21 protein-coding genes and 1 pseudogene are annotated in these 23,460 nt (G+C 67.7%); 10 read left to right on the top strand and 12 right to left on the bottom strand.

All coding sequences use genetic code 11. The features are described from left to right. Positions 1 to 38: 38 nt before the first annotated feature. From AC1DOX_RS09060 to AC1DOX_RS09025, 8 genes are all read right to left on the bottom strand, one after another. On the bottom strand, positions 39 to 374 hold the full coding sequence (locus tag AC1DOX_RS09060) for a 2TM domain-containing protein (protein WP_477101256.1): 336 nt from the start codon (positions 372 to 374) through the stop codon (positions 39 to 41). Between the two features lie 181 nt (positions 375 to 555). Further along, complete coding sequence (locus AC1DOX_RS09055; protein WP_441616436.1) at positions 556 to 2,805, bottom strand: molybdopterin-dependent oxidoreductase; 2,250 nt, start codon at positions 2,803 to 2,805, stop codon at positions 556 to 558. Positions 2,806 to 2,808: 3 nt separating this feature from the next. Continuing rightward, positions 2,809 to 3,798 (bottom strand): Bug family tripartite tricarboxylate transporter substrate binding protein, encoded by a 990-nt coding sequence (locus tag AC1DOX_RS09050; protein WP_092137089.1) that lies wholly within the window; start codon positions 3,796 to 3,798, stop codon positions 2,809 to 2,811. Positions 3,799 to 3,844: 46 nt separating this feature from the next. Beyond that, positions 3,845 to 4,861, bottom strand: coding sequence for a M14 family metallopeptidase (locus tag AC1DOX_RS09045; RefSeq protein WP_441616439.1), 1,017 nt, complete (start codon positions 4,859 to 4,861; stop codon positions 3,845 to 3,847). Continuing rightward, positions 4,845 to 6,059, bottom strand: a complete 1,215-nt coding sequence (gene metC / locus AC1DOX_RS09040) for a cystathionine beta-lyase (protein WP_441616441.1) — start codon at positions 6,057 to 6,059, stop codon at positions 4,845 to 4,847. The genes AC1DOX_RS09045 and metC overlap by 17 nt, the downstream gene beginning before the upstream one ends. A gap of 73 nt (positions 6,060 to 6,132) precedes the next feature. Continuing rightward, on the bottom strand, positions 6,133 to 7,131 hold the full coding sequence (locus AC1DOX_RS09035; RefSeq protein ID WP_441616443.1) for a Bug family tripartite tricarboxylate transporter substrate binding protein: 999 nt from the start codon (positions 7,129 to 7,131) through the stop codon (positions 6,133 to 6,135). A gap of 54 nt (positions 7,132 to 7,185) precedes the next feature. After that, positions 7,186 to 8,799: a rhodanese-like domain-containing protein gene (locus AC1DOX_RS09030; RefSeq protein ID WP_441616445.1), complete on the bottom strand. Its 1,614-nt coding sequence runs from the start codon at positions 8,797 to 8,799 to the stop codon at positions 7,186 to 7,188. A gap of 101 nt (positions 8,800 to 8,900) precedes the next feature. Further along, positions 8,901 to 9,488: a cysteine dioxygenase family protein gene (locus tag AC1DOX_RS09025; protein WP_441616447.1), complete on the bottom strand. Its 588-nt coding sequence runs from the start codon at positions 9,486 to 9,488 to the stop codon at positions 8,901 to 8,903. A gap of 125 nt (positions 9,489 to 9,613) precedes the next feature. Between AC1DOX_RS09025 and AC1DOX_RS09020 the strand changes: the two genes are divergently transcribed. From AC1DOX_RS09020 to surE, 7 genes and pseudogenes are all read left to right on the top strand, one after another. Continuing rightward, positions 9,614 to 10,480, top strand: a complete 867-nt coding sequence (locus AC1DOX_RS09020; protein WP_441616449.1) for a LysR substrate-binding domain-containing protein — start codon at positions 9,614 to 9,616, stop codon at positions 10,478 to 10,480. Between the two features lie 247 nt (positions 10,481 to 10,727). Then, positions 10,728 to 10,949, top strand: coding sequence for a hypothetical protein (locus AC1DOX_RS09015; RefSeq protein WP_441616924.1), 222 nt, complete (start codon positions 10,728 to 10,730; stop codon positions 10,947 to 10,949). Then, positions 10,922 to 11,221 (top strand): annotated as a pseudogene (locus tag AC1DOX_RS09010) (cytochrome C biogenesis protein CcsA); the annotation flags it as partial. The gene AC1DOX_RS09015 and the pseudogene AC1DOX_RS09010, both read left to right, overlap by 28 nt. 138 nt (positions 11,222 to 11,359) lie before the next feature. Further along, positions 11,360 to 12,784, top strand: a complete 1,425-nt coding sequence (locus AC1DOX_RS09005) for an amidase (protein ID WP_441616451.1) — start codon at positions 11,360 to 11,362, stop codon at positions 12,782 to 12,784. A gap of 133 nt (positions 12,785 to 12,917) precedes the next feature. Further along, positions 12,918 to 13,835 carry a Bug family tripartite tricarboxylate transporter substrate binding protein gene (locus tag AC1DOX_RS09000; protein WP_255371216.1) on the top strand — a complete coding sequence of 306 codons (918 nt, stop codon included), beginning with the start codon at positions 12,918 to 12,920 and terminating at the stop codon, positions 13,833 to 13,835. Between the two features lie 273 nt (positions 13,836 to 14,108). Continuing rightward, positions 14,109 to 14,510, top strand: coding sequence for a hypothetical protein (locus tag AC1DOX_RS08995; RefSeq protein ID WP_441616453.1), 402 nt, complete (start codon positions 14,109 to 14,111; stop codon positions 14,508 to 14,510). 189 nt (positions 14,511 to 14,699) lie between these two features. Further along, on the top strand, positions 14,700 to 15,479 hold the full coding sequence (gene surE, locus AC1DOX_RS08990) for a 5'/3'-nucleotidase SurE (RefSeq protein WP_441616455.1): 780 nt from the start codon (positions 14,700 to 14,702) through the stop codon (positions 15,477 to 15,479). 9 nt (positions 15,480 to 15,488) lie between these two features. Here surE and AC1DOX_RS08985 read toward each other — a convergent pair whose 3' ends face one another. The 4 genes from AC1DOX_RS08985 to AC1DOX_RS08970 form a co-directional block, all read right to left on the bottom strand. Continuing rightward, positions 15,489 to 16,241 (bottom strand): hypothetical protein, encoded by a 753-nt coding sequence (locus AC1DOX_RS08985; RefSeq protein ID WP_441616457.1) that lies wholly within the window; start codon positions 16,239 to 16,241, stop codon positions 15,489 to 15,491. A 9-nt stretch (positions 16,242 to 16,250) separates the two neighbouring features. Next, positions 16,251 to 18,752: a TonB-dependent siderophore receptor gene (locus tag AC1DOX_RS08980; RefSeq protein ID WP_441616459.1), complete on the bottom strand. Its 2,502-nt coding sequence runs from the start codon at positions 18,750 to 18,752 to the stop codon at positions 16,251 to 16,253. 90 nt (positions 18,753 to 18,842) lie between these two features. Further along, positions 18,843 to 19,823, bottom strand: coding sequence for a FecR domain-containing protein (locus AC1DOX_RS08975; RefSeq protein WP_441616461.1), 981 nt, complete (start codon positions 19,821 to 19,823; stop codon positions 18,843 to 18,845). Next, positions 19,820 to 20,329: a sigma-70 family RNA polymerase sigma factor gene (locus AC1DOX_RS08970; RefSeq protein WP_441616895.1), complete on the bottom strand. Its 510-nt coding sequence runs from the start codon at positions 20,327 to 20,329 to the stop codon at positions 19,820 to 19,822. Before AC1DOX_RS08970 ends, AC1DOX_RS08975 begins: the two co-directional genes overlap by 4 nt. Before the next feature lie 367 nt (positions 20,330 to 20,696). On the opposite strand from AC1DOX_RS08970, the gene AC1DOX_RS08965 reads away from it, so the two are divergent. The 3 genes from AC1DOX_RS08965 to AC1DOX_RS08955 all read left to right on the top strand — a co-directional run bounded on the left by AC1DOX_RS08965 (position 20,697) and on the right by AC1DOX_RS08955 (position 23,305). Next, positions 20,697 to 21,533 (top strand): universal stress protein, encoded by an 837-nt coding sequence (locus tag AC1DOX_RS08965; RefSeq protein WP_441616463.1) that lies wholly within the window; start codon positions 20,697 to 20,699, stop codon positions 21,531 to 21,533. Positions 21,534 to 21,567: 34 nt separating this feature from the next. After that, complete coding sequence (locus tag AC1DOX_RS08960) at positions 21,568 to 22,404, top strand: universal stress protein (protein ID WP_441616465.1); 837 nt, start codon at positions 21,568 to 21,570, stop codon at positions 22,402 to 22,404. 64 nt (positions 22,405 to 22,468) lie between these two features. Continuing rightward, positions 22,469 to 23,305, top strand: coding sequence for a universal stress protein (locus AC1DOX_RS08955; RefSeq protein ID WP_477101257.1), 837 nt, complete (start codon positions 22,469 to 22,471; stop codon positions 23,303 to 23,305). Positions 23,306 to 23,460 lie beyond the last annotated feature (155 nt).

The raw sequence follows: 23,460 nt of genomic DNA, 5'->3' as shown, positions 1-23,460 counted from the left end.
GCCGCGCAACGGCGCCAGGATATTTTTGAAGCGGCCTCTTACTGGCGGTTCATGAATTCCTGGATCTTCCGCGATTCCCAGTCGCGTCCCCAGCGGGACAGCCTGGCCCAGACCAGCAGGCCGTGCACGCCGAGTATGAGCCCCCAGACCAGCGTCGTGTGCATCGGCCACGGCCAGCCTTCGATCATGCGGTGGGACCAGGCCGGCGCGGGCAGGTAGAAATACCGGAACCACAGCCAGCCGTTGACCACCGCGTAGATCAGTAGATGGATGTACCAGCGCCGCAGCGCTCGCATCATGCGGCGCGCGCGCCAGTAGGCCATGGCGTTGTCGTCGGTGGGCGGGACGGGGGGATGCATCGATTCCCAGGGCATGGATGACCTCATCTTTCGGCAATCTCGTTGGCGTATTGTCTGCGGCCGGGATGGCGCATTGGTGTGAGGTATACGCCCCAACGGACGCCCATGCCAGGGGCATGGGCCGAATCGACAGATCGGCTTCGCCAGCGACGGACAGCCGGCGCCAGTGACGGTCAGCCAGCGACCGCCTCCGGCGTCATGGCTCGCGTGACACCTCGACGAGGCAGCTCATGGCATTGGGGCCCTGTGTCAGGTCCGACGTGCCGATATCGAGCGTCAGCGTATTGGCCGCGCCCGCTCGGTCGACGCCGTCGGCATCGGGGTCATACCACGCCCCGGTGGCCATGACCGCCACGCCGCGCGCGACGCCATCGCTGATCGCCAGTCCCGCCGCAAGGGCTCCCCGGCCGTTATGCACGCGCACCCGCATGCCGGCGTGCAGGCCACGCGCGGCCGCGTCGGCCGGATGGAGCGTAATCCGCTCGGTGCCGGCGACCTTGCCGGCTTGCGCCAGCGGGGCGGGGTCGAGCTGGCTGTGCAGCCGGTCGGCGGGCTGCACCGAGACCAGGTGCAGCGGATGGCGTGAGGCTTCGGCCGCGCCGAGCCATTCGACGGGCGGCCGCCAGTGTGGATGCGTCCCGCAGTCCTCGGACAGCGCCCCCAGCGTGGGACTCGCCAGTTCGATGCGGCCGCTCGGCGTGCGCAGCGGATGCGCCACTGGATCGGCACGAAAATCGTCGAACAGCACGAAGTCCTGCTCGGGCGGCGGCAGCGCCACGTGGCCCGCGTGCCAGAACGCGTCGAACGATGGCAATTCGATGCCGGCTTGCGCCTGCGCATCGCGGCAGCGCGCGTAGATCGCGGCGATCCAGGCGCGTTCGTCGCGGCCTTCGGTGAACGTCTCTTCATCGCCCAGCCGCGCGGCCAGCGCGGTGAAGATCTCGAAGTCACTGCGTGCCTGATGCCGCGGGGCAATCGCCTGATGCATGGCCAGGATAAAGCGGTCGCGCGAGGACCCGCCGATGTCGTTGCGTTCCAGCGCGGTCGTCACGGGTAGCACGAGGTCCGCGTGGCGGGCGGTGGCGGTCCAGCAGATGTCCTGCACGATCACGGTTTGCGGCCGCGCCCAGGCCTCGCGCAGACGCGACAGCTGCTGGTGATGGTGGAACGGATTGCCGCCGGCCCAATGCACCAGTTTCACATCGGGATAGTGGCGCGTCTCGCCTCGGAAGCGATAGGACGTACCGGGGTTCAGCAGCATGTCCGCGATGCGGGCCGCCGGGATGTCGAGCCCGGCCGGATTGCGCCCGACCGGCATCTCCGGCCCCGGCGTGGCGACGCGCGGGTTGCCGACGCCGTTCATGGAGCCGTGGCCGAAGCCGAATCCTCCACCGGGCAGGCCTATCTGGCCGAGCATCGCGGCCAGCGCAATGGCCATCCAGTACGGCTGTTCGCCCCGGTGTGCACGCTGCACGGCGAAGCTGCAGGTGATGTAGCTGCGCTTGCCGGCCAGCAGCGCGGCAAGCTGCTCGATGCGCTCCGCCGGAATGCCGGTGATTTCCGCCGCCCACGCGGGCGTCTTCGGCGTGCCGTCGACGGTGCCGAGCAGGTACGCCTCGAGCGCCGGCCAGCCGCTGCAGTGCGAGGCGAGGAATGCCGCGTCGTGCGCGTTGGCGCGACGCAATGCGTAGGCCAGCGCCAGCATCAGCGCGACGTCGGTGTTCGGCCGGATCGGCTCCCACTGCGCGTTCAGGAAGGCGGGGCAGTCGTCGCGCGTCGGACTGATATTGATGACGGTCGCGCCGCTGGCCGCCAGCTGGCGCAGCCAGCCTTCCTGCGTGTGTTCCGCCGCGCCGCCGGAGGACACCTGGCCGTTCTTGAGCGCCAGGCCGCCGAAGGCGAGGAACACCTCGGTATGGGCGATCAGGCTCGGCCACGCGGTGACGCGGCCGGTCAGCGGCCGGTCGGTGCCGATCACATGCGGCAGCAGGAACTGGGCAGTGCCCCAGCTGTAGTTGCCGACCTGATCGACGCAGCCGCCCGCGCCGAAGTGGAAGCGCCGGATCAGCGATCGCGCATGGTGCAGGCGTCCCGCCGAAGACCAGCCGTAGGAGCCACCGAAGATCCCCGCGGGGCCGTGGGCATCACGCACGCGCCGGATCTCGCCGGCCACGAGGTCGAGCGCCGTGTCCCACGACACCTCGACGAAATCGTCGCGACCCCGCGCGTGCCCGTCGGCCGCCTCGCGCTTGTCCAGCCATCCCCGGCGCACCATCGGCACGCGGATGCGCATCGGCGAATACACCATCGGCACGATGGCATCGAGCAGCGGCGAGGGATTGGGGTCGGCGGCGAACGGTTCGCACCGGACCAGCCGGCCGTCTTCCACGACGGCGGTGAAGGCGCCCCAGTGCGCCAACTGCGGAAAACGGCGGACGGTCGTCACGGTTCAGTCGCCCTGGATGCCGGCCTTGCGGATCAGGTCGCCCCACCGGGCGCGTTCCGTCGCCATCAATTTGGCGAACTGCGTGGGGGTGTCCGAGGTGGCATCCATGCCCGATTGCGCCAGGCGCTGGCGGATCTCAGGTTCCGCCATGACCTTGACCAGGGCCTTGTTGAGTTGCGCGATGACGTCGGCAGGCGTGCCGGCCGGCGCGACCAGGCCGTACCAGTTGGTGACGTCGTAACCCGGCACGCCGGCTTCCGCCACCGTCGGCACGTCCGGGAACTGCGCCGAGCGTGTGGCCGTGGTCACGGCCAGCACGCGCAGCTTGCCGGAAGCGATCAGCGGCTTGGCCGACGGATCGGAGAACGTGACCGGCACGATACCGGCCATCACGTCCGTCAACGCCGGCGTGGTGCCCTTGTAAGGCACATGCTGCATCTGCAGGCCGGTCATCATCTTGAACTGCTCGGCGGCGATCTGGCCGATGGTGCCGTTGCCGCCGGAGGCGTAGGCAAACTTGCCGCCTGCGCTGCGAACCGCGGCCAGCATGCCGGGCAGGTCCTTGTACGGTGCGTTGGCGCCCGTCACCAGCACGTTCGGCATCGTCACCAGCACGCTGACCGGCGCGAAATCCTTCTGCGGGTCATACGGCAGCTTGCGCAGGTTGGGCCAGATCGTGAACGACCCCGGCGTGGCCACGTAGAGCGTGTAGCCGTCCGGTGCGGACTTGGCCACCATGTCCGTGGCAATCAGGCCGCCCGCGCCGGGACGGTTGTCGATGATGACGTTGGTTTTGAGTTGCTCCGACAGTGCCGGGGCAATCGCGCGTGCCAGCGCATCGGCGCCGCCGCCCGCCGGAAAGCCGACGACGACGCGGATCGGCTTCGTCGGATCGGGCCATGCCGCGTGCGCCGGGGCTGCAAGGCACAGCGCCAGCGAGGTGGTCAACAGGAATCGGGAGAGCAGAGGGCGCAGGGGGCGCGGGGCAGACATGGCGGGAACTCCGGCAGACAGCATTGGTAAATACGGGTTTGATCGTTCAATCCACGCTGACGGTGTCCCATTCCCACGCCACGAACGCCAGGCGTTCGCCGGTATGGACGACGGGGTCGCTGCGCAAGCCGATCAGCACGCCATCGCGCGCAAGCGGCGCGATGGGCGTGAGCGATGCATCGAGCCTGAGCGTGTCGCCGATGGATGCGCCCGCGCGGACTAGATCGCCGGCACGCGTGGCGGGCACGAACAGGCCGCCTTCGTCGGCGGTGATCCAGCCGCGCCGCGTGACGCGGCGCAGCGTTCGCGCGGCGGGCCGGACGGGGTCGCCGTCGAGAATCCCCATCTGCACGGCCAGGCCATGAAAGCCGGTCTCGGCCACGGCGATGTTGTCCGGCTCGTAGCGGCTGCCGCCGCCCAGCTCCAGCATGAAGGCACAGATGCCGGATGCCAGGCACTGGTAGTCGAGCGCGCCGGAGATGTTGCCGGGCAGCTCGCCCTTGCCGCCCACGTCCTGCTGGCAGGCCACATGGGGGTGGAAGGGCGCCATGGCCGCCATCACCTCGGCTTCCGTCACGCGGCTGCCGGGATGCACCTTGTAGACCGTGTACGGGCGAGCGTCGAACAGCGGGTTCATCGTGTGCAGGTTGATCAGCACATCGGCCACGCCGCGAATCTCGGTCATCAGCGCGTGGGCCAGCCGCTCCGACACCAGCCCGCCGGCATTGCCGGGATAGGTCTGGTCGAGATCCAGTTCGTCATAGGGATTGCGCTTGCGGCGCGCATCCAGCGCGTGGGGGTTGCCGGTCGGCGTGACCACCACATTGCCCTGCATGGTCTCCGGATTCAGGCCGCGCGCGAAGCGCAGCGCGGCCACCATGCCGTTGATCTCGTCGCCATGCACCTGCCCGTGGAGCCACAGCGTGCGGCCCGGACGTGCACCGCGCACCGCGACATAGGGCAGCGTCACCGCCATGCCGGAGGCCATCGAACCCACCGGCAACTGCCCGCTCGTGCGGGCAGGGCCCTCGTTCCTGCTCAGCCAGTCACCGATGATCGGCATGATCCTGCTCCGGTTGTATCGAGGCGATGTTGTCGATGGCGGCGAATGCCTGCTCCAGGTCGGCCAGCAGGTCGGCAACGCCTTCCAGTCCGATATGGAGCCGGATGACCTGACCGTGGGCAGACCAGTCGGTGACGCTGCGCGCGCGGCGCATGTCGGCCAGCACGGCCAGGCTTTCGAAGCCGCCCCACGAGGCGCCGATGCCGAACAGCCGGAGGCTGTCGACAAAGCGCTCGGCGGCAACCGGTGCCTGCGCGCGCAGCGTGAACGACAGCAGGCCGTTGGTGCCGTGGCAATCGCGCCGCCAGAGTGCGTGATGGGGATCGTCGGGCAACGCGGGGCAGAACACCTGCGCCACTTCCGGGCGTTCGCGCAGCCAGGTGGCGACGGCCATGGCGCCCTCCTGATGCTGCGCGAGGCGTGCGCCCAGCGACCGGATGCCGCGCTGGACGAGGTAGGCATCGTCCGGGCTCACCGTCATGCCGAAGGCGTCGGCCACCGTGGCAAGCTCCTGCCACGCGGCCTCCGTGGTGCACACCGTGCCCATCATCACGTCCGAATGGCCGCCGAGGTACTTGGTGGCGGCCATCAGCGAAATGTCCGCGCCCAGTTCGAGCGGGCGATACAGCAGGCCCGATCCCCACGTGTTGTCCGCCGCCACCAGCGCACCATGCGCGTGCGCCAGTGCCGCGAGCGCGGGCAGGTCGCACATCTCGTAGACCAGAGATCCCGGCGCCTCCACATAGACGAGGCGCGTCTCGGGGCGCAGGCGCGCGGCGAGGTCCGAGCCATCGGCCGCGTAGAAGTCCGCGGTGATGCCGTGCTGGCGCAGGAAGCCGTTGGCCAGGTTGCGCACCGGCTCATACACGCAATCGGGCAGCAGCACATGCTGGCCGGGGCGCACGTAGGCAAGAATCGTCATCGCGGCCGCGGACAGGCCAGAAGGAAACAGCCGCGTGCGGTAGCCCCCCTCCAGCATCGTCACCATGTCTTCCAGTGCGAAGTTGGTGGGGTTGCCGCGCGCGCCATAGGTGAACAGGCGCTCGTTGTCGCGGCGGGCGCGCATCTCGCGTTGTTGTGCGACGGATTCGAACAGGACGGTGCTGGCACGCACCACCGGCGGGTTGACCGGCTGGCCGCCGGGCACGCTGGCGGTGCGGCCGGCGTGCGCCAGCCGGGTGGGGAGCGAATGGGTCATATCTGGCCTGTTGGGGGCGGGGTGATCGTTGCGGATGTAGCTAGCGGATCTCGCAAGGACCGTGCCGTGCCTCTTAGTCGACGTGGGCACCGGAGAGTTTGACGATCTGGGACCAGCGCGTGATGTCCTGCTTCAGCTGCGCGGCGAAGGCATCGGGGCTGCTGGCCACCACATCGCTGCCGCCCTCATTGATCAGCTTCACCACGTCGGGCATCTGCAGCACCTGCACCATCGCACGGTTCAGCAGGGCCACGCGCTCCGGCGCGGTGCCGGCGGGCACGAAGAAGCCATACCAGTCCTCGAAGCGCGCATTACGGTAGCCTAGTTCCTCCAGCGTGGGCACCTTGCTGAATACCCCGAGCCGGCGCGGGCTCGTGACCGCCAGCGCACGCATGCGGCCGGACTGGATGAAGCCCGCCACCGAGGACGTCGACGTGATCAGCACATCCACCTGCCCGCCGAGCAGGTCGTTGATGGCCGGCCCGGCGCCCTTGTATGGCACGTGCTGGAGCGACACGCTGCTGTCCTTGTCCAGCACGACGCCCACCAGATGCGACAGCGTGCCGTTGCCCGGCGTGGCGTAGGTGATCTTCTGCGGCTGCGCCTTGGCCTGCGTCGCCAGGTCGGCAAAGGTCTTCAGCGGCGATTCGGCCGAGACCACGATGGCCAGCGGCGCGGCGTTGATTTGCGTGACCGGCACGAACTGCTTGACGGGATCGAAGCCCGGGGAGCGATACAGCGTCGGGTTGACCGCCATCACCGAGACCTGCGACGTCAGCACCGTGTAGCCGTCGGCCTTGGCCTCCGCCACGAATCGCGTGCCGATATTGCCACCGGCGCCGCCGCGGTTGTCCGTCACCGCGCTCTGGCCCAGCACCTGCGACAGGCGCGTTGCCACGATTCGCGTGACGGCATCGTTGCCGCCACCGGCCGGAAACGGCGACACGATGCGCAGCGGTTGCGACGGAAATCCGCCGACCGGCGCCAGCGGTTGTTGTGCGACGACGGCGGGGGCCGCGCCGAGCGTGGCAAGGGAAAGCACTGCGGCCAGATACTGCGACATGCGTGACATGGGGGCGACCTCGTTCTTGTGTGGGGGCAGAGTCAGTCAGTGGGGAAAAGCATTTCAGGCGGCGGGCGGAAAGCGGAAGGTCGCCAGCTCCTGGGCGTCGAGCTGGTCGATCAGGTTGGTTTCCCAGGCCAGGTACTGCCGTGCCGCCGCCTTGTTGCCGTCGTGGCGGTCGTGCACGAAGAACAGGAAATCGATGCAACGCGCGTCGGCCAGCGTGTCGGCGCCCTCGGACACGGCGTGGCCTTCGGCCTGCCACGCCGCCAGCCCGCCGTGCAGGCGGCGCACGTCGCGGAAGCCGAGCGCGCGCAGGTCCGCGACGGCAAGGTCGGCCGGATCGTCGGCATCGCTGTCGCTGACCAGCACGAGCGTGGTGTCGTGCGGCACGCCTGCCAGGTCGCGCGCCAGTTGCGGGCGGATCGACCAGCGGCTGCCGGCGATATGGCCCGCGCGGAACGCCATGCTGCCGCGCAGGTCGAGCGCCAGCATCGACTGGTCCCGGAGGCCGGCGGCCAGTTCCGCCGTGGTCACGGTGGCAGGGGCGGTGACTTCGGGATTGGGGCCGTGCACTGCGGTCACGCCCGCGGAGAGGCCCGCCTGCAGCCCGCCTTCGAGCACCACGGCGTCGTGGCCCATCTGCCGCAGCCAGCTGGCGACCACGGGGGCGCGCACGCCGTCGGCGTCGAACAGCACGATCCGTGCGCGGCGCACGCCGACGTACTGGTCCGTGGCCTGCATCAGTTGCCCGCCTGGTGCATGCTGCGCGCCGGGCAGGGTCTGCGCGGCATGCTCTTCCGCGGTACGGACGTCGCACAGGAACGTGGTGCGGGAGCGGTCGGCCAGCCATGCGGCGGCTTGCGCGGGGCCGATGTGCGGCACCTTGAAACGCTGGATCAGCGTCTGCGCGGCGTCGCGTGCGGCATCGAGTCCGCGCGGCGAAGCGTTGTCCGGATAGCGTGCGGTGCCGCCGTGCTCGAGCCGGAAGTCGTTCAGGTACCAGCCCTGCGTGCCGTTTTCCAGCGCGTAGACGGGATTGGTCACGCCGAAATTGATCAGCGACTGCGCGCCGATGATGCTGCGCGTGCGGCCCGCGCAGTTGATGACGACGGGCGTGTGGGCATCCGGCACCAGGTCGCGCAAGCGGTAGGCCAGTTCGCCGTTCGGGCAGCAGATCGCGCCCGGGATGTTCATCTTGCGGAATTCGCTCGCGGGCCGGCCATCCAGGACGATCGGTGCGCGCGGGCTGGCCTGCATCGCGGCCAGCTCGCCTGCGGAGATGCGCGGCGTGTTGTAGTGATGTTCGGCCAGTTCGCCAAACGTCTTCGATGGCACGTTGACGCCGGCAAACAGCGTGTAGCCGGCGGCCTGCCACGCGGGCATGCCGCCGTCGAGCACGAACAGCCGCACGTAGCCCAGGCGGGCCAGCGCGGCCGCGGCGGCCTGCGCCACCCCGTCGCCGTCATCGGCCAGCACGATGCGCGCGTCGGTGCGCGGTGCCAGGCGGCCGGCATCGAGTTCCAGCCGGCTGAACGGCAGCGGCACGGCGTAGAACGGATGGCCTTCGCCGTACTGGCCGTGCTCGCGGACGTCGAACAGCGCGATTTCGTCGGCATCATGCAGCCAGCCTTTGAGCGTGACGGCGTCGACGGCGGTGAAGGGAGGGATCGTCATGGAAATTCCGGGCAAAAGGGGGCCGTCCTCCCCACGCGGGGAGGCAAGCGGTATCGACTTGTCAGGGGAGGGCGGCGCGGGCCGCCCGGTTCAGGCGAGGATCAGCGTCGCGTCTGCACGCCTACGCTCATGACCTGGCAATGCCCGGTCTCTAGGTCGAAGGTCAGGCGATCGGTCAGCGTTTCCAGCGACCGGCCGTACATATGGAGGTGGCGGATGACGTCTTCGCCACGGATTTCCACGGCATGGATGTCGTCGGGCAGCAGCGCGATGCCGCTGCGCGGCCCCACTTCCACGGTCTTCACATGGGCCAGCGTGCCCACGCCGGGCTGGCTGCCATCGTCGGTGCGCGCGTAGACGTCGTTGAATTCGATCCCGCTCACGCCCGCGACGCAGGCCCAGGTGGTGTGGTTGTGCGGCGGAATGCGCTTGCCGGGGCGCATGACGTTCAGATACAGCGCGTAGGTCTGGTCGGCGTCCTCGGCAATCAGGTAGCGGGCCTGGCGCTCGCCGGGCTCCGGCGGCGGGTAATCCGCCGCGTTCCACAGGTCGGCACGGGCCGCCAGGTCTTCCACGCGGGTCAGGACTTCGGCCAGGGCGTCACGCGTGACCCCCTCTTTGGCTACGATTTCCCTAATGGATTCGATGGCGTCTCCTACGGCGGCCTGGCGTTGCTTTGCGATGGACATGGTGCGGGTGATCCTTGCAATCTCTGTTTTTGAGGGGTAGAACGATGCTTCTGGTTTCACTTTAATGAACACCTGCCCTGAAAACCACTTAATGCCTGACGAAATCTCATTAGCAGATCTAATGAATGCGTAACCTCGACCTGGACCTCCTCCGCACCCTGGTGGCCATTGCGGATCACGATACCTTCGGCGCGGCCGCCGATACCGTGCAGCGCACCCAGTCGGCGGTCACGCAGCAGATGCAGCGGCTGGAAGAGCAGCTCGGACTGACCCTGTTCGAGCGCCACGGCCGTGGCAAGCAGCTCACCCGGCACGGCAAGAAGCTCGTCGAATACGCGCGGCAGCTGCTGACGCTCAATGACGAAGCGCTGCGCGTGCTGCGCGAAGGCGACCTGACCGGATCGGTGCGGATTGGCGCGCCGCATGACGTGGCCGACACCATCCTGCCCGTGCTGCTGTCGCATATCGCGCGGACGTCGCCGGCACTGCGGCTGGAGATCCACGTCGGGCGCAGCCCGTTCCTGATGGAGTCCCTGCGGCGCGGCGAGATCGACCTGACGGTCTCCACGCGCGAGGACACTTCGCTGGACGGCATCGTGCTGCGCACCACGCCGACGATCTGGGTCTGCTCGGCGGATTTTGTCTATGAGCGCGGCACCCCGGTGCCGCTGATCCTGGCCGACGAGCCAAGCCTGTTCCGCAAGCTGTCGCTGGAAGCGCTGACGCAGGCCGGCGTGCCGTGGCGCATCGCCTATCTGGCCCCGAGCCTGATCGGCATCAAGGCGGCGCTGCGCGGCGGGCTGGGCATCACGGCGCGCAGCATCGACCTGCTGGCCGCCGACATGCGCATCCTGGGCGAGAACGATGGCCTGCCCCGGTTGCCGGACGTGACGTATTACCTCTGGGCGCGGCCCAATGCGGTCAATCCGGTTGCGCGACATGTCTTCTCGATGCTCAAAACGGCCCTGCAGCGCGGGCTGGTCAGTGCCTGAGCCAGCCAGCCGCGTAACGTCAGACGAAGGCCACATCGTAGGCGGCCATGTGCCGCGCGCAAACGAATAAATCCGCGCATGCATATGTGTCGATTACCTTCTGGAAACTTTGCCCGCAAGGCCGGTTGACACCCATCAACGCTCCGGTTCTGTCATGGGAATCCAATTGGTGTATGTGCTGTCCCGCGGTGCGGGACACGCCCGCAAGCAATACACAAATTCCCAATCGAAAAGAACGGAGTCCTCCATGAAACCGCGATATCCCGCTGGCCTGCGTCGGGGCGTACTGTGTCTGGCGCTCGGCTGGCTGGCCGGAGTTGCCCAGGCCGCGCCAACCACGCCGGCCGAGCCGGTCCAGCCCATTTCCCCTGCCAAGGTCACGCACCCGGAGCGGGTGGCGCTGGGCCAGAAACTGCGGTTCGATCCCCGGCTGTCGCGTCCAATCCATCCGAGGGGCGCGTGGCGGTGACCGGCAAGGATGCTGACCGCTTCAGCTTCAAGGTGCCCACGCTGCGCAATGTCGCGCTGACCTACCCGTACTTCCACGATGGCGCGGCGGACACGCTCGCCCAGTCCGTGGATACGATGGGCCGGCTGCAGCCGGGCCGCAAGTTCACCAAGGAAGAGAACGCCGATATCGTAGCCTTCCTGAAGACCCTCACCGGCGACCAGCCGAGGATGATGCTGCCAATACTGCCGCCGTCGAGCGACACGACGCGCCGGCCGATGCCGTTCGAATAACGGCCCGGGGCACCGCCCGGTATCGTGATGCACGATGCCGGGGACAAAGTGCTCGTGTTGCGGCGCGGACGGGGCTAAGATTGCCCGACACGGGATACCCAAGCCCGGAAGCGACACACCCCGAGACAACCCCGCCTCATGCCCCACGAACTCTGTTTTCTTTCCGCCGCCGAGCTGCGCGCGCGGATCCAGCGCAAGGCGCTGTCCCCAGTCGAACTTACCCGGGCGGTGCTTGACCGTGCCGCACGCCTCCAGCCCACGCTCAACTGTTTCATCACGCTGTGCGCCGACGAAGCCATGGATGCGGCCCGTCAGGCGGAGCGCGATGTGATGGCCGGCAAGCCGCTCGGCTTGCTGCACGGCATTCCGTTTACCGTCAAGGACATCGTCAACACGGCGGGCGTGCGCACGACGTTCGGCGCCGCGCCCATGCGTGACAACGTGCCCGAGCAGGATGCCGTCGCCGTGGCGCGCCTGCGTGCGCAGGGTGCCATCCTGATCGGCAAGACCACCACACCCGAGTTCGGATCGAAGTGCCTGACCGATTCGCCGCTGTTCGGCCAGACCCGCAACGCGTGGCATGCCGAACGGACCAGCGGGGGATCCAGCGGCGGCGCGGCCGTGGCGGTGGCCAGCGGCATCGCGCCGCTCGCGGTGGCCACCGATGGGGGCGGCTCCACGCGCATCCCTGCGGCGTGCAACGGCGTGGTCGGCATCAAGCAGAGCAACGGCGTGATTCCGCACAGCCAGGCGCAGGACCTGTTCGGCAACCAGACCTATGTCACGCCCACCACGCGTACCGTGGCCGATACCGGCCTGATGATGCAGGCGATGGCTGGCGAGCACCCGTGCGACCCGTGGTCGATCGGTGTGCCGGTGCCGGACTACATCGATGCCGCGCGCGTCGAAGGCGACCTGCGCGGCAAGCGCATCCTCTATTGTCTGGCGCCGCCGGAACGCAGCGTGTCGGGCGATGTCACGCGAGCCTTCGAAGCGAGCCTTGGCAAGCTGGCGGCGCTCGGTGCGGAGTTGGTGCCGTTCGACGGCGAGGGTTTCAACGTGGAAGCCATGTGGCGGGCGATCAACCATACGGTATGGCGCTCGCGTTTTGTCGACATCGTGGCGAAGCATGGCGACGCGCTCAGCGCGACCTTCGTCCGGCAGATCCAGTCCGCTGCGGAAGTCAGCGGCGTGCAGTACCAGCAGGCGATGTTTGATCGCTCGCGGCTATTCCTGCGTGTGCAAGGCTTACTGGCGCAGGGCGACCTGCTCGCCATGCCGACGCTGACACGCACCGCATTGCCGATCGATCAGGATCTGTTCGGCACCATCGACATCGACGGCGAGGCCTGCGAGAACGTGCGGGGATCGTGGTTCCCGTGGACGATGCCGTTCAACATGACCGGACATCCCGCCATCAGCCTGCCGTGCGGTTTTGGCGAGGATGGGTTGCCGATTGGCCTGCAACTGGTTGGCCGCTTCCGTGGCGATGCCGACCTGCTGCGCGCCGCCGCGCTGTTCGAATCCGCGCATCCGTTCACCGATCGCTGGCCTGCGCTCTGAACTGGCTTTCCGCCCCGGCTTTTCAGTATCGCCTTTCATTTCTTCACCAGGAATCGCCCCCATGACCGACGTTTCCCGCTTTTCCCGCCGGCAATTGCTGCGCGCCGCCTGCCTGCTCGCCAGCATTGCCGCCATGCCGGCGATGGCCGCCGATGACAACCCGATGCACATCATCGTGGGCTATGCGCCCGGCGGGGCTGCAGACAGCCTGGCGCGGCTCTACGCCGAACAGTTGCGGCAGGACGGCCACGGTACCGTGATCGTCGAGAACCGTCCCGGGGCGTCGGCCCGGCTGGCGCTGGACTACGTGAAGCGGTCGAAGCCCGATGGCAAGACGATATTCATCGGCCCGTCGCCGCTGTTTACGATTTTTCCGCTGACCTACAAGAAGCTGGGCTATGACGCGGACAAGGACCTCGTGCCTGCTGCAGTGCTGACCGATGTGCCGACCGTGGTCGCGGCCGGCGTGCAGCAACCGTACAAGACCATGAAGGACTACCTGGCGTGGGCGAAGCAGAATCCCGACAAGGCCAGCCTGGGTCTGGCGACAATCGGCAGCGCGGGGCACCTGGGGACGGTGGCATTGGGCAAGGCGACTGGGATCGCGATTACGCCGGCGGCCTATCGCGGGGCCTCGCCGATGCTGGTGGATGTGATCAGCGGCAATGTATCGATTGGCTGGGACGCGGTGGCCAGCATGATGCCGCTCTACAAGGGCGGCAAGCTGCAATTCCTGGGCGTCAGCGGCACGCGCCGCGCCAAGGCACTGCCCGAGGTGCCGACCATGAAGGAGCAGGGCATCAGCCAGTATGAATACGCGACGAGCTGGTATGGCGCGTTCGTGCCGGCGGGCACGCCGCCGGACGTGCTGGCGCAGGTCGAGAAGATGTTCATTGCCGCGTCCGGCAATGCGGCCACGGCGGCCAAGCTGGAAGCGCTGGGACTCGAGGTGGTCGGCAAGCCGGGGCAGGACGCGCGCCGCCGCATCCAGGTGGAACGCGCGGCGTGGAAGCCGATTGTCGAGTCGACGGGGTTTGTCGCCGAAGACTGAGCACGGAGGCTTCAACGCAGTCACGCACGAACGCAGTCATGCAGTAACGCAGTCACGCAAGCGCACTGACGCAGTCGTGCTGTAAGGCAACTGAAAGATCCGCGGCCCTGCTGGCGCCGCGGAATCCGCCGATGGGCCTGATAGGCATCGTCAAAGACGCCGATTGGATGCCGATTGCGGAACGGTGTGTTTCCAATCGCGCGTCTTGTAAAGGGTTGGTGCGCTCCTTATGTTTGAGCTTCCACTGTTCAGGTTCGATCAGGAGGTAATGCCATGAACACGTCGCTCGAAACCATTCTCCCGCACCACCGTACCTCGGCTGACGACACTGTCACAGCCATCAACCATCAGGACATCGTCGTCGCCTTCTCGGCGCTGCTGTCATCGCAGCGCGTGGCCGTGCTGCATATGCTCTATCCGCGCACCGACGCGCGCACGCACCGCAGCCTCGATCATCTGGTCAGCGCGCTGCATGGGCACGGCCTGCATCAGGTGGCCACGCTGGTCGGGCAAGAGGCGCATTACCTCGTCTTCCAGGATCCCACCGAAGCGTGGCGCGCATTGCACGAGATCCGCCACGACTCGCTGGCCATCGGCGTGCACCTGTACTACAAGGGACTCTCCGGCGATGCGGCCGAGGCGTCGCTCGACGCGGACGCGCATCGGGTGCATTGATTCGGGTGACCTGAGCACGCAACTGAACGTGCGCGTCCGGCGTCCACGTCCGGCGCACACGATCGGTGTCCGCCACCGTCGATCGACGTTCTTGCCGCTGTTTGGGCTACAGTAAGGGCCGCTCCGCGCGCCTCCGGGCCGCGCGGGTTTCCGGTTGTCTTAGACACCGTGCAACCAAAGGCCTTATTCATGTCCGAACCTATTGTCGACCGCGTGCTCCTGACCAACGATGACGGCATCGACGCGCCGGGGCTCGCCGTGCTGGAACGCGTGGCCGCCACGCTGGCACGCGAAGTCTGGGTGGTCGCCCCCGAGCATGACCAGAGCGGCACGTCACATTCGATCAGCCTTCATGCGCCGCTACGCATCTCCGAGCGCGGCGCGCGCCGGTTCGGCATCACCGGCACGCCCGGCGATTGCGTGGTGATGGCCGCACGGCACCTGATGCGCGACACGCCGCCGGACCTGGTGCTGTCCGGCATCAACCGGGGCGGCAACCTCGGTCTTGAGACGGTGTTTTCGGGGACCGTCGGGGCGGCGATGACGGGGATGCTGCTCGGCATCCGCTCGATCGCGCTGAGCCAGGTGTTCACCGACCGTAACGCGGTCAAATGGGATACCGCACGCGCGCTGGCGCCCGGCGTGATCCGCAAGCTGCTATCCACGGGATGGAGCGATGGCGCCTGCCTGAATGTCAATTTTCCGGATGTGGCGGCGGATGCCGCCGGACCGCTGACCGTGACCCGGCAGGGCGTGGGGCTGGTGAAGGCCATCGACGTGCGCCCGCATGTGGACCCGCGCGGCATCGCCTATCACTGGCTCCAGTTTTCGCGGGGCGAGCGTCCCGATGTGGATGACGCCGAGGCCATGGTGGTCGCGCGCGGCGGCATTTCGGTGACGCCGTTGCGGTTCGAGCGGACCGACGACGAGGCGGCCGCCGGGCTGGCGGCGGCGCTGGGGCGCGCGTGAATCGGTGCCTCAGTGACCGGCGATGGCCCAGTCCACGGCCGCGTCGAAGAGGCGCAGGCCTGGCGCCGACAGGTTCGTGAAGGTGTCGTTGGCCAGGCAGAACATCACGCGCCGCGCGGGCGCCAGCGACTCGTAGTCCATCGTCGCGCCCTTCTCATAGACGAAGATCGCCGCCTTTTCTGGCTGGCCATATAGCGTGGCGATGATGCTCGCGCCCAGGCCGGGCTTGCCCCAGCTCATCGCGGCCTGCTTCTGATAGACATTGGCCGCACCTGTCGGCATGCCGGCCGACACCGGGTGCGGTGCGTTGACCAGCCACAGGTAGCGCTCTCGCGGGGCTTCGCCATAGTCCACGTCGTGACGCTTGCCCGTCATCGCCAGGTCGTCGAGCAGATCGTTTTCCCATGTCAGCAGCGGTACGGCCAACTGGCGCCAGCCCTCGCCGGCCGACTTGGCGGCGATGGTCGATGACAGGATGACCAACCGGGCGTTGCCGACGCGCGATGCCGGCACATCCTGGTTCAGCACGTTGACGAGGAACCCGCGTGATTCCAGATGTTCCCTGATCTTCTGGTCTGTCGGTGCGTTCGGTCCGCCGGCCTGGATCACGAGCGCAACGGTGCCGCGCGAACCGGTCTCGCGGACGGAAGAGGCCGAGGCGGCGGGGGTGGCGGGGGTGGCGGACGCTGCGGCGGACCAGAGTCCGGTGCCAGCGAATAGGGCGCCGGCCAGCAGCGCGCGGCGGCGTTGGAGCATCGACATGGCAGATCCTCAGAATTCGAACGTGGTCAGCAACGACACCTGCCGCGCGTCGCCCACGGCGACAAAGTAGCGATTGGCGCTGGACGGGTAGTACACGCGGTTGAACAGGTTCTTCACATTGAGCTGGAAGCGCACCTTCTGCGCGCCAACGCGCGTCTCGTAGGTGGCAAACGCATCGAACACCGTATAGGCGGGCAACGTAAAGCTGTTGGCCGAGTCGCCCGGACGGTTGCCGACGTAGTGCGCGCCGCCACCCAGCCGGAAGCGGTCGCCGCCGAAGATCTGGCCGAAGTCGTACGTGGCGAACAGCGACGCCGTGTGCTGCGCCACGTTCCAGAGACGGTTGCCGGCGTAGAGCGGGTCTTCGGTGGTCTTGGCGTCGATGTAGGCGTAGCTGGCGATGACGTTCCAGTGATTGCCGATCTGTCCGGCCACGTCGAGCTCGACGCCGCGCGACCGCGCGCGGCCGGACGTGCGCCAGTCCGTGAGCTTGGTCACATCGTTGTACTGGGACACCAGCACGTTCTTCTTCTCGATATTGAACAGCGCCAGCGTGCCGGTCAGGCCGCCGGCAAAGTCGACCTTGGTGCCCAGTTCCCAGGACTTCGCTTCTTCCGGTGCCACCGACGAGTCGATCACCACGCCGGAGGCCAGCGGTGCAATCGTCGACGTGGGCTTCAGGGACTCCGTATAGCTGGCGTAGACCGAGACCGCCGGCGTCCACTTGTAGACGACGCCCGCACGCGGCAGCCACTTGTTGCCGGAGATGTCGGTGTTGGCCGTGAAGGGCCGACCCCGGCCCGCCACCTGGCTCCAGGTCATGTAGCGCGCGCCGCCCACCAGGATCCACTTGTCGGTCAGGTAGAGGCTGTCCTGCAGGAACACCGAGGTGCTGTGCAGGGCGTCGGTCTGGTCGCTGTCGCTGGCGGAGACGGTGCTCGACGGAGATTCCAGGCCATAGACCGGATTCTGGTAATTGAAGCGGCTGGTCGTGGCCTGCCGCAGCAGGTCGGCGCGATAGAAGCGCCGGTATTCGCTGTCCGTGCCGATCTGCAGGTTGTTGCGCATGCCGGCCACCTGGAAGTTGCCGTCGACGTAGGCCACGCCATAGCTGTCCGTGGAGAGCGATCCGTGCGTGGCGTCGTTGCTGCGCGTGAGCACGCCGGTGGTGGTGTTCACGCCCGTCACGCGCAACTGGCCCGCGTCGTAGACCTCGCGGTTGTAGCTGTAGCCGAAGTGCCCCTTCCAGTCCGCGTTGAACTGGTGGTCCACGGCTAGCTGGGCCAGGTGGGATTCGCCGCCCATCTCGTTGAATGGCTCATCGAGCCGGCGCCGGCTGGGAATCGGCAGAGGTTCGTTGGTGCGCGGGTCCAGCGCGGTGCCACGGTCGAACGGATAGAGGAACTTGCGGTACTCGTACGACAGCACGACCTGCGTATCGCGCCCGTACCAGGCCAGCGATGGCGCCACCAGCGTCTCGCGGTGCACGCCGAAGTTGCGCCAGTACTGCTCGTCCACGTAGTCCGCGACCAGCCGGTACGCCAGGCCCGATGTGCCGATCGGCCCGGTGGTGTCGATCGTGCCGCCCGCGCCGTTCTTGCCGTGGCCGTAGGTCGTGCCAAGCACCGAGATGGCGTTGTACTGCTGGAGCGATGGCCGCTTGCTGACGATGTTGATCACGCCGCCCGGGTCCATGATGCCGTAGAGCAGGGACGCCGGCCCCTTGAGCACTTCCACGCTGTCTGCTGCCGCGTTCATGCCGCGGCCCTGCATCAGCGGCATGCCGTTGTGCATGATCGAGCCATCGCGGTTGCCGCCGAAGCCGCGCTTCATCAGCGTGTCCTGCGTGCCCGCCAGCGTGTTGCCCTGGGTAATGCCGCTGATGTTGTTCACGGCGTCGTCGAGATTGCGCGGCCGCTGGTCGCGCAATGCCTGGGCAGGGACGATATTGACGGCCTGCGGGGTGTCCAGCAGCGGCAGGTCCGAGCGCAGCACGTTGGTGACCGGTGGCGGGCGGTAGCTCTCCGCCGTGGCGCTCACGGTGACGGGCGGCAAAGCCGCCACGCCATCGCCGGGTGCCGGTGGTGCTTCGGCTTGCGTTGTGCGCTGGCGTATCAGGATGAAGCTGCCGTCTGCCTGCGGTGCGGCAGCCAGTTCGGAGCCATGCAGGATGGCTGCCAACCCGGCGGATACGCTGTATTGGCCGCGCAGCCCTGCGCTCTGGCGGTTCGCGGTCTGCTCGGGCGTGAAGGCCAGCAGGATGCCGGCCTCGCGGCCAAAGCGGTTCAGCGTGGCCTGCAGCGGCCCGGCGGGAATGTCGTAGGCGCGGACCGGGCCAGCGGTCTGGGTGGCGGACTGGGTGGCGGACTGGGTGGCGGACTGGGCGGCGGCAGTCTGGGCGAAGTTGGCGCCCGGCAGCAGGCCGGCGCCTTGCAGGCAGGTCAGGAGGACGGTGTGCTTGAGGATAAAGCGGCTGCGGTGGCGCGCGGGCGCCTGGGACTGTGACGGCATGACGGATTCGACAACGAGAGGTTCGGAGAAGAGAGGCTCATCTCCTATGTCACGCGAGAATCCAAAACAGACCACCCGGGGAGAAAAAAATCATGCAGGCAGGACGGTGGTCCAGAAACGGGTCACGAAATGGATGCGCACGGGCAGGGCGGTGCGCAGGGCGTCGAGGATGCGGTCGGTATCGGCCAGCGGGAAGGTGCCGGAAACGCGCAGCGCTGCCACGGCCGGGTCGCAACGCAGGTGGCCGGGCCGGTAGCGGTCGACTTCGGCAAGAAAGTCCGCAAGTCGCATGTCGGCCGCCACCAGCATGCCGTCGATCCACGCGGTATCGGCGTCGGCCAGCGGACGCGGCGCATCGATGTCGTTCGCCGTGAACCGCAGTTGCTGGCCGGCGGCCACCACGCGCGTGAAGCCCGCGTTCGCGCGCGGCCGCACGGCGACGGCGCCTTCCAGGACGCTGATCCAGCCGGCCTCGTCCATCTGGCGTACGGCAAAACGGGTGCCCAGCGGCTGCAAGGTGCCGTCGCGCGTCGCCACCACGAATGGGCGTGGCACGGTGGCGCGGTCCCTGGCCGTGACGATAAAGATCTCGCCGCGCCGGAGCGTGATGCGTCGCTCGGTCGCGGTCAGGTGGATGTCGATGGCGGTGTCGGTGTTGAGCCGGACCTGCGTGCCGTCGGCCAGCGTGAGGTCGCGCCGTTCGCCGACGCCGGTGTGGGCATCGGCCAGCCAGTCCTGCAGCGGCGCGTGGTCACGGAGCATCCACGCGGCGCCACCGCCGGCGAACAACGTGGCCAGCGCGCGAATGGCGTGGCGGCGGCCGGCGGACCGTGGCGGCGTCAGCGCGGCCCGTGCAACCGCTGTCGCCAGCGGTGAGGCCACACCGCGCAGCCGTGTATTGACGGCCTCGATGTGGGCCCAGGCGCGTGCGTGATCGGGATGCCGGGCCAGCCATCGGCGCCATGCCGCCCGCGTGTCGTCGTCGACGTCGTCGCCCTGGAGCGTCACGAGCCATTCGACAGCGGCGTGGGCAATGTCCGGCGCGATCGCCGGTGGCGAAGGTGTGTTCATGCTGCCGGCATCGCGAAATAGCACTGCGTGCCCGCGCGCGCCAGGTAGCGCTTGACGGTGGTCACCGAGATCCGCAGCGCCGACGCGATCTCCGGCTGCGTCAGGCCCTCGAGTTGTGCCATCAGGAAAGCTCGCTTGACCGGGACAGGCAGGCCGTCGAGCAGGTTGGCGATCTCTTGCAGGGTTTCCAGCAGGATGGCGCGCTCCTCGGCGGAGGGCGCGAGGGCCGGCGACTGATGCGCCAGCGCTTCCAGGTAGGCTTGTTCGAGCTTGTCGCGTCGCCACTGGTTGGCCAGCACGCGCTGCGCCACGGTGGTCAGGAACGCGCGCGGCTCCAGGATCGACAGCGATTCCTCGCGGGCCAGCAGCCGCATGAAGGTGTCATGGGCGAGATCGGCGGAGCGATGCCAGCAGCCGACCTTGCGATGGAGCCAGCCCAGCAACCACCGGTGGTGGCCGTTGTACAGCGCGTGAATGTCCTGATGGGGACCAACGTCGGCGGCCATCATGAGGTTCCTTGTTGCCGCGACGGGTTGCAGGCATTCGAATCTAAATGAGAATCGTTATTATATGGACGGATGGGGTGCCGTGCAATGCCAGCGTCGCGTGGGCGCCACGGCGGAGGCCATGCGGTGGCCGTCGAGGCGGACACATTTCCCGCGGCGGATTTCTCACTCTGGTTGAGCGTCGTGTTTCGTAGCCACCGCATGAATCGTGCTCAGGGCTCCGCCGCGCCTGGATCCCGCTCGCTTTGGCAGGGTTTCCTTGATTTGCCGCAATCGGCCAATGCCGCTTCGACCTAGATTGAAATTCATCAGGCCGCCGCGCAAAGGCGAATCGTCCTGCTTACCGTTCCCCCTGTGAGGATTAGCGATGGATTTCAAGACGATTCTCGTGGACCTCGGCGACGATGCGGCCCGCGACGCACGTATCGCAGCGGCGGCCGTGCTGGCCGCCAACTCGGACGGCGTGGTGGTGGGGCTGACCGCGCTGGGCACCCGGATGCAGCCGTTTGCGGGCGCAGGCGCCGAGGCGGGTCACTACGCCGTGCTTCAGGACGAAGGATTGAAGCGCCTGGCGGCCCGCGATGCAGACGCCATGCGCAGCGTGCTCGAACGCACCGCGCCGGGAGTGCGTAGCGCACAAGTGGTGGTGGAGGCGGAAGCCGGCTGGGCGCTGACGACGCACGGCCGCGCGGCGGACATCGTGCTTCCCGCGCCGCCGTCGGCAGACGAAACCGCGCCGGCACCCATGGCCAAGGCGGCCGAGTATGCGCTGCTGCATGCTGGCAGGCCGATGCTGCTGGTGCCGCCGCAAACGCCATTGAAAACGCCATTGAGTCTGGATGGCCACGCCGTCGTGGCGTGGAACGGCCGGCGCGAGGCCTCGCGTGCGCTTGCCGATGCCTTGCCACTGCTCGCGCTGGCCTCTCGCGTCACGATCCTTGTCCTCGTTACCGACGGCGGGATGGGCGACGAGGGCGCGAGCGACCTGGTGCCCTGGCTGGCGCGGCACGGCATCGACGCAACGATTCGCGTCGAGGAGTGCGCCGCTGCCGATGATGCGTTGCTCAGGATCGTCAGCGACGTGCAACCGGCACTGCTTGTCGCCGGCGGATACGGACATTCCCGGCTGGGCGAACTGATCGTCGGCGGCACCACCCGCACGCTGCTGCGCAGATGCGCGGTGCCGTTGTTCATGTCGCACTGACGCCTGGCGCACGCATCCACACTTGGAGACACTCATGGCATACCACACCATATTCGTGCATCTCGACACCAGCGCTCGTGCGCTTCACCGTTTCAAGCTTGGCACGCAACTGGCGCACGCGCACCGCAGCCGCCTGGTTGGGCTGTTTGCCGGCTTTGCTCCGGAAACCACGTGGCTGTATCTGATGAAGGAGGCCGCCCAGTATCTTAAGGAGGACCATGCACGGCGGGAGGCCCGCCGCGACGCGGTTCGCCAGCGCTTTGAGCAGGAGATGTCGGACCAGTCCATCGAATGGGAATGGCGGAACGTCGAAGGCGATCCCGTGACGGCAGTATTGCGCGAGGCGCGGGAAGCGAGCCTTCTGATCGCGGGCCAGTTCGATGCCAACGACCCTCACAGTTTTGTCGCGCCCAAGTTTGTCGAATCACTGGTGTTGGAGTCAGGCCGTCCGATACTCGTGGTGCCAAGCGCGGGCGAGTTCCAGCACGTGGGGCAGCGCGCGCTGGTGGCCTGGGACGGCGGGCGCGAAGCCGCGCGTGCGCTGCACGATGCGCTGCCGCTGCTGGCGGGTTCCGCGGTCAAGTTGTTCTGCGCGAATACCGCCGCACAGGCGCTCAGGGCGGACGCCGCGCCGGTAAGCCATGCGGCCCGATTGCTCGAGCGCCAGGGCGCAACCGTGTCCATCCATCACAGCCCGGCTGGCGCGGACATGGTGATCGGCGAGCGGATGCTTTCTTGCGCGGCGGACTTCGACGCTGATCTGATCGTCATGGGCGCCTACGGTCATGGCCGGTTTCGCGAACTGGCGCTTGGCGGCGTGACCCGGACCCTGCTGGCCTCGATGACAGTGCCCGTCTTGATGGCGCATTGACGCATGGTGGCGCTGGTCAGTTCACTTGCACTGGCCCCTGTTTTGTGGACGAAAGGAACGCGGCGTGACCTACAAGACCATTCTCGTTGAAGTGGGGGCCGATCCCGGCTGCCGCGACCGCCTGCGCGCCGCCGCAGCGCTTGCTGCCAGGTTCGGCGCGCACCTCGCCGGGCTCACCCCGACGGGTATCCGGCTCGGCGCCATACGCGGTGGCAATGATGATGCGACGCATCTGGCGGAACTGGAGCGCGACCGGTTGCGCAGCCAGGCCTTTGCCTTCGGCGGCATGATGCGCGACATGGTTGCCGAAGCTGGCGCCGACATCGCGTTTTCGCATGACGTCATCGAGGAGGAGGCGGGCAGGGCCTTCGTGCTTCAAGGCAAGTCGGCAGACCTGGTGGTGATGGCGCAGCGCTCCCCGGCGGGTGTCGTGCCCTCGCTTGTCACGGACCTGCCGGAGCAGGTGCTGCTTGGCACCGGGCGGCCGGTGATCATCGTTCCGCAACTCTCGCCGCCGTTGCACGGCGGGCATCTCGTCATTGGGTGGGACGGCGGTCGCGAGGCGGCGCGCGCCGTGGCCGATGCGCTGCCGCTGCTGTCGCACGCCCGGCACGTCACGGTTGTTGTTGCCGGCGGCGCGTCAACGGCACACGGTGACGGTGCGAGCCTCGGGTTGCTGCATACCTGGTTGCAGCGGCACGGCATCGTGGCAGGCCACCATGCCGTGTCGCGTGGCCACGAGCCCCCTGCGGATGCGATTTTTGCGGCGGCCGAGGCGGTGCGGGCGGATATGCTGGTGGCCGGTTGCTATGGCCATTCGCGAATGCGGGAACTCGTCATGGGCGGCACCACGCGCTCGCTACTGCAGCGTGCGCCGTGGCCGGTCATGATGTCTCACTGAGTCAGCATTCCGTGCCTCATCCATAACCCGGGATTCACCGGCTACTCGTTTACCCCACGGCAATCCGAGGTCCTATGTAAGAAGCGGGTAAGGAGCATGCCTTACCTTATCTCGCGTGGACCCTGGATGGCTTCAGAGTCAGTGCGCGTATCCAT

The organism is Cupriavidus sp. 01L415 (assembly GCF_056400065.1).
This window is presented reverse-complemented; position numbering and strand designations above follow the sequence as displayed.